This is a genomic window from Galactobacter sp. (assembly GCF_022712295.1).
Taxonomy (GTDB): domain Bacteria; phylum Actinomycetota; class Actinomycetes; order Actinomycetales; family Micrococcaceae; genus Galactobacter.
On sequence record NZ_JALAGT010000175.1, the window covers coordinates 1 to 5346 of the forward strand.

4 protein-coding genes, 1 tRNA gene and 2 pseudogenes are annotated in these 5346 nt (G+C 63.7%); 1 reads left to right on the forward strand and 6 read right to left on the reverse strand.

The window, feature by feature from the left end; translation table 11 throughout:
• The 6 genes and pseudogenes from Q0A15_RS12590 to Q0A15_RS12615 form a co-directional block, all read right to left on the reverse strand.
• A pseudogene (locus Q0A15_RS12590) lies at positions 1–363 on the reverse strand (disulfide bond formation protein DsbA); the annotation flags it as partial.
• Between the two features lie 43 nt (positions 364–406).
• Positions 407–1681 carry an ATP-dependent Clp protease ATP-binding subunit ClpX gene (gene clpX / locus Q0A15_RS12595; RefSeq protein WP_291279876.1) on the reverse strand — a complete coding sequence of 425 codons (1275 nt, stop codon included), beginning with the start codon at positions 1679–1681 and terminating at the stop codon, positions 407–409.
• Positions 1682–1846: 165 nt separating this feature from the next.
• Complete coding sequence (locus Q0A15_RS12600; protein ID WP_291279879.1) at positions 1847–2473, reverse strand: ATP-dependent Clp protease proteolytic subunit; 627 nt, start codon at positions 2471–2473, stop codon at positions 1847–1849.
• 103 nt (positions 2474–2576) lie between these two features.
• Positions 2577–3197: an ATP-dependent Clp protease proteolytic subunit gene (locus Q0A15_RS12605; protein WP_291279877.1), complete on the reverse strand. Its 621-nt coding sequence runs from the start codon at positions 3195–3197 to the stop codon at positions 2577–2579.
• A gap of 206 nt (positions 3198–3403) precedes the next feature.
• Complete coding sequence (tig, locus tag Q0A15_RS12610; RefSeq protein WP_291279878.1) at positions 3404–4747, reverse strand: trigger factor; 1344 nt, start codon at positions 4745–4747, stop codon at positions 3404–3406.
• Between the two features lie 73 nt (positions 4748–4820).
• Positions 4821–4894 (reverse strand) — tRNA-Pro (locus Q0A15_RS12615).
• Between the two features lie 196 nt (positions 4895–5090).
• On the opposite strand from Q0A15_RS12615, the pseudogene Q0A15_RS12620 reads away from it, so the two are divergent.
• A pseudogene (locus tag Q0A15_RS12620) lies at positions 5091–5346 on the forward strand (hypothetical protein); the annotation flags it as partial.

Below are 5346 nucleotides of genomic sequence, written 5' to 3' on the forward strand. Positions count from 1 at the left end.
ATCCAAGCCGGCCTCAGCGAGGGAATCGGCGACGACCTGCTTGCGGGCGGCGTCGTCCTCGAGGTCCACGTCCTTGGTGTCGTGATACCGGACTCCGAGTGCCGTGTAGAGATCGCCGATCTTCTCGGGTGCCGCGGCCTGGGCGGCCGCAACCACGCGCACGGCGTTCCAGGTCTTGTCGATGTGGGCGCGGTATCCCTCTGGAAGGTCACGGCCCTCGTTGACCACGCCGAGGCTGATGATGCGCCAGTTGATCTCGATGTCGCGGACCGTGGACACCTCGATGATCCAGCGGGAGGTACACCAGGCGAACGGGCAGGAAGGATCGAACCAGAAATCGACAGTGTTCTTGGACAAAGTCACTCCTTACAAACGAATTCTGTTGAGTCGACGAAAACCTTGTGAGTCAGGCTGACTTGGGGCGCCGATGTGTTGCCTCACGCAGCACCAGTTCCGGCGCGGCCTGGTCGCGAACCACCTCAGGTGTGACGACCACACGCTGAAGGTCGTCGCGGCTGGGAACCTCGAACATGACCGGCTCCAGGGATCCCTCCAGGATGGAACGCAGGCCACGTGCGCCCGTGCCCCGCTCGATCGCGAGGTCGGCGATGGCTTCCAGCGCCTCCCGACGGAATTCAAGCTCCACGCCGTCAAGCATGAACATCTTCTGGTACTGCTTCACCAGGGCGTTCTTGGGTTCCGTCAGGATGGAGATGAGCGCCTCTCGGTCCAGGTTCTCCACTGCGGTGATGACGGGGAGGCGGCCGATGAACTCGGGGATCAGGCCGAACTTCACGAGATCCTCGGTCTGCACGTCTGAGTAGGAGACCTCGGAGGACTTGAGGTGGTTCAGCGGGGCGCCGAAGCCGATCCCCTTCTTGCCTGCGCGGCTGGCGATGATCTCTTCCAGACCGGCGAAGGCGCCCGCCACGATGAACAGCACGTTGGTGGTGTCGATCTGGATGAAGTCCTGGTGAGGATGCTTGCGTCCACCCTGCGGGGGAACCGAGGCCACGGTGCCCTCGAGGATCTTCAGCAGGGCCTGTTGCACGCCCTCACCGGAGACGTCACGCGTGATGGACGGGTTCTCCGACTTGCGCGAGATCTTGTCGATCTCGTCGATGTAGATGATGCCCTGCTCCGCGCGCTTCACGTCGAAGTCGGCAGCCTGGATCAGCTTGAGCAGGATGTTCTCCACGTCCTCGCCCACATAACCGGCCTCCGTGAGGCTGGTGGCATCGGCCACGGCGAAGGGGACATTGAGCTGACGTGCCAGGGTCTGGGCCAGGTAGGTCTTCCCGGACCCGGTTGGGCCGATCAGCATGATGTTGGACTTGGCCACCTCGACCTCGTCCAGTTCGCGGGTCTCCAACTTGGTTGGACCCGAGGCGCCCTGGCCATTGGTGCGCTTGTAGTGGTTGTACACGGCCACGGCGAGGGCGCGCTTGGCGTTGTCCTGACCCACCACGAATTCCTGGAGGTGGTCGAAGATCTCCTGAGGGCGGGGCAGCTCGAACTGCGGGTCCTCGGTGACTTCGACTTCCTCTTCATCGATGATCTCGTTGCAGACCTCGATGCATTCGGTGCAGATGTACACGCCTGGGCCCGCGATGAGCCTACGCACCTGCTTCTGGCTCTTTCCGCAGAAGGAACACTTCAACAGGTCGGAACTCTCGCTCATGTGCTCGTCTCCGATTCGTCGTGATGACCTTGTTTGGTTTGGGTGACCGTACAAGTGTGCTTGCCTGTCACCACTCTAGGTGAGGACCCTGACAACATGCCGCAGGCGCGACACCCTATGACGTAAAGATGTCGCGCCTACGATACTGGCTCGCCTGAGGGGCACTCAGTGACCCAGGGCCCCCGGACGCACCTTGCGGGAGGCGATGACCTCATCCACGAGGCCGTAGTCCTTGGCGCCCGCCGCGGTCATGAACAGGTCACGTTCGATGTCGCGGTCCACTTCCTCAGCACTCTTGTTGGAGAGGTCCGCCAGTGTGGTGGAGAGCCATTCACGCATGCGGATGACCTCGTCGGCCTGGATCTGCAAGTCCGTTGCCGTACCACGTTCGCCGCCGCCCAGCGCGGGCTGGTGGATCAGCACACGGGCGTTGGGCAGAGCCAGACGCTTGCCGGGGGTGCCGGCCGCCAGCAGCACTGCCGCAGCAGAGGCCGCCTGGCCCAGGCAGACCGTCTGGATCTCGGGACGGATGAACTGCATGGTGTCGTAGATCGCCGTCATGGCGGTGAAGGAGCCGCCGGGCGAGTTGATGTACATGGTGATGTCCCGCTCGGGATCCATGGACTCGAGCACCAGCAGCTGAGCCATCACGTCGTCGGCGGAGGCGTCGTCCACCTGGGCGCCCAGGAAGACGATGCGGTCCTCGAAGAGCTTCGCGTAGGGGTCCTGACGCTTGAAGCCGTAGGGAGTGCGCTCCTCGTACTGGGGCAGGATGTAGCGGGCGCTCGGCATGGCCGGAGCCTGCTCGGTTCCCTGAGCCTCACCGGCAGGAGCATTATTTGCGTTGAAGTACATTGCTTGGTCCTTAACCTTATGTGTCCTGTGCTCGGCCGACTCAGTTGGAGCCCACGCCGCCGTGACCGGAGACGTGAGAAGCGTTGGAGGCGATGTGGTCAAAGAAGCCGTACTCGAGGGCGTCGGTGGCGTTGAACCAGTTGTCCCGCTCGTTGTCCTTGAGGATGGTCTCCAGGCTCTGGCCGGTCTGCTCGGCAGTCAGCTCGCTCATGACCTTCTTCATGTTCATGATGAGCTCGGCCTGAATGCGGATGTCAGAGGCGGTGCCACCGATGCCGCCGGAGGGCTGGTGCATCAGGATGCGGGTGTGTGGGGTCGCATAGCGCTTGCCCTTGGTGCCGGACGAGAGCAGGAACTGCCCCATGGAGGCAGCCAGGCCGGTCGCGATGGTCACCACGTCGTTCGGGATGAACTGCATGGTGTCGTAGATGGCCATGCCTGCGGTGATGGAGCCACCGGGCGAGTTGATGTAGAGGTTGATGTCCGCTTCCGGGTCCTCTGCGGAGAGCAGCAGCAGCTGCGAGCAGATGGTGTTGGCGATGCTGTCCTCCACCTCGGTCCCCAGCCAGATGATGCGCTCCTTGAGGAGGCGGTTGTAGATGTAGTCCTCGCGACCCGCCGGGTCAACGGAGGCCATACGCGGGGTGACGTTCTCGGTCATCTTCGCTTCCCTCTTCCATGAATGATCTGTCTTGGTCTTGACCCTACCGATCCCAACGCCGCCCCAGGTATGTGTTGGGGTCCGTTTCGCTGTAGGCGCACGTTTGCGGGGATGCTTGTGCCCGACGGCTTGGTGGCCGGGTACGCGTCAGGGCCGTCACCCTGGCGGGTGACGGCCCTGTCGTCGTCGCGCTGGTGCGCGTCAGATCACTTGGCCTCGTCCTCGGCGACCTCTTCGGTCTCCTCGGCTGCCTCGTCCTCTTCCACAGGCTTCACGAAGGCGGACAGGTCCACCTCGACGCCCTTGGAGTCGGTGACCTTGGCGTACTCGAGGACCTTGGCCAGCGCCTTGCGGCGGCGGACCTCACCGAACATGGCGGGGACCTGGCCTGCGCCGTCCAGCATCTGGGCGAACTGGTTGGGGTCCATGCCGTACTGCTGGGACATCTGGATCAGGTACTCGATGAGCTCACCCTGGTCCACGTCGACGTCCTCTTCCTTGGCAACGACGTCGAGGATGATCTCGTTGCGGAAGGCGTCGATGGTGTTCTGGCGGACCTCGGCGCGGTGCTCCTCGGTGTCGTGGTCCTCTTCCTGGCTCTGGGAGAAGTGCTGCTCCACCTGCTCCTCGATGACGGACTCAGGGACAGGGACCTCGACCAGCGAGACGAGCTTCTCGAGAACCTTCTCGCGAGCCTCGACGCCCTGTTCGGTGACGACGTCCTGAGCGGCCTTCTCGACCAGGGACTCGCGCAGCTCGGCGATGGTGTCGAATTCGGAGGCCAGCTGAGCGAAGTCGTCGTCGGCCTCGGGGAGCTCGCGCTCCTTGACGGCGGAGAGGACAACCTTGACCTGAGCGGTCTCGCCGGCGTGCTCGCCGCCCGCCAACTCGGTCTCGAAGGTGGCGTCCTCACCGGCGGAGAGGCCTTCGAGGGCCTCGTCCATGCCCTTGAGCATGTTGCCGGAACCGATGAGGTAGGACAGGCCGGTTGCCTCGTCCACGGTCTCGTCACCGATGGTGGCGGTGAGATCGATGGTGGTGTAGTCGCCGTCGGCGGCGGGGCGCTCAACGGGCTTCAGGGAGCTGAAGCGCTCGCGCAGCTCGTCCAGGGCCTTCTCGACCTCGGCGTCGCCGGCCTCGCGGGCCTCGACCTCGACCTCGATGCCCTTGTAGTCAGGCAGCTCGACCTCGGGGCGGATGTCCACCTCGATGTCGACGATCAGGTCGCCCTCGGCGTCGGCGTCATCGATGCCGGGTGCCTGCACAACCTCGACCTCGGGGCGGGACAGAGGGGAGATCTCGGCCTCGGACACGGCCTGGCTGTAGAAGCCGTCCAGGCCGTTGTTGATGGCGGTCTCGACGACGTAGCCGCGGCCGATGCGCTGATCGATCAGGCGAGCAGGAACCTTGCCCTTACGGAAGCCGGGGACCTGCATCTGCTGGGCCAGTTCCTTGTAGGCAGCGTCGATCCCAGGCTTCAGCTCGGAGAACGGGACCTCCACGTGCAATTTGACCCGGGTGGGCGTGAGGTTCTCGACGGCGCTCTTCACAGCGTGGTGCTCCTGACGGTTGGCTGGGCCGGACCACCCTGACGGCGGTGCCGGCGTTGAAATAAACGGAAAGTCGGGGTGACAGGATTTGAACCTGCGACCTCGCGCTCCCAAAGCGCGCGCTCTACCAAGCTGAGCTACACCCCGTTCACAAACGCCAGACCAGTCTACGCACAACAGAGCGGTTGACCGAACCAGTGTGTCCCCGACCACGGGAATCGCTGTCATTCGGATGCCGCATGCGATGCCCCATCAGCAACAATTTAGGCATGCATCATCGTTTTACCCACCTGTTGTGGTAAACCGGTTGACATCACCGTTTGAATGCCCTTCAGGAGCTACCGTGTCACACTCGCGCGGATTAGCGGTCTTGACCGCATCCACCTCACTCTGCCTGACTGCAGTCCTCTGCGCCTCCGTCCCCGCGCAGGCGCAGACTCCGGAGCCCGGACCGTCACAGCCCACGCAGGCCACGCAACACCCAGGATCCACGGATTCTCCGGCCCCGAGTACCGATTCGGATGCAGATCCCGCCTCCGAACCCATGGCCGAGTCCACTGCTGGTCCCACGGCGGAATCGCCCACGGATGCCACCACGG

Bases quoted from the DNA above. Each gene is read 5' to 3' on its own strand.
- clpX (WP_291279876.1), bottom strand. From the start codon at position 1,681: ATGAGCGAGAGTTCCGACCTGTTGAAGTGTTCCTTCTGCGGAAAGAGC.
- Q0A15_RS12605 (WP_291279877.1), bottom strand. From the start codon at position 3,197: ATGACCGAGAACGTCACCCCGCGTATGGCCTCCGTTGACCCGGCGGGT.
- Q0A15_RS12600 (WP_291279879.1), bottom strand. From the start codon at position 2,473: ATGCCGAGCGCCCGCTACATCCTGCCCCAGTACGAGGAGCGCACTCCC.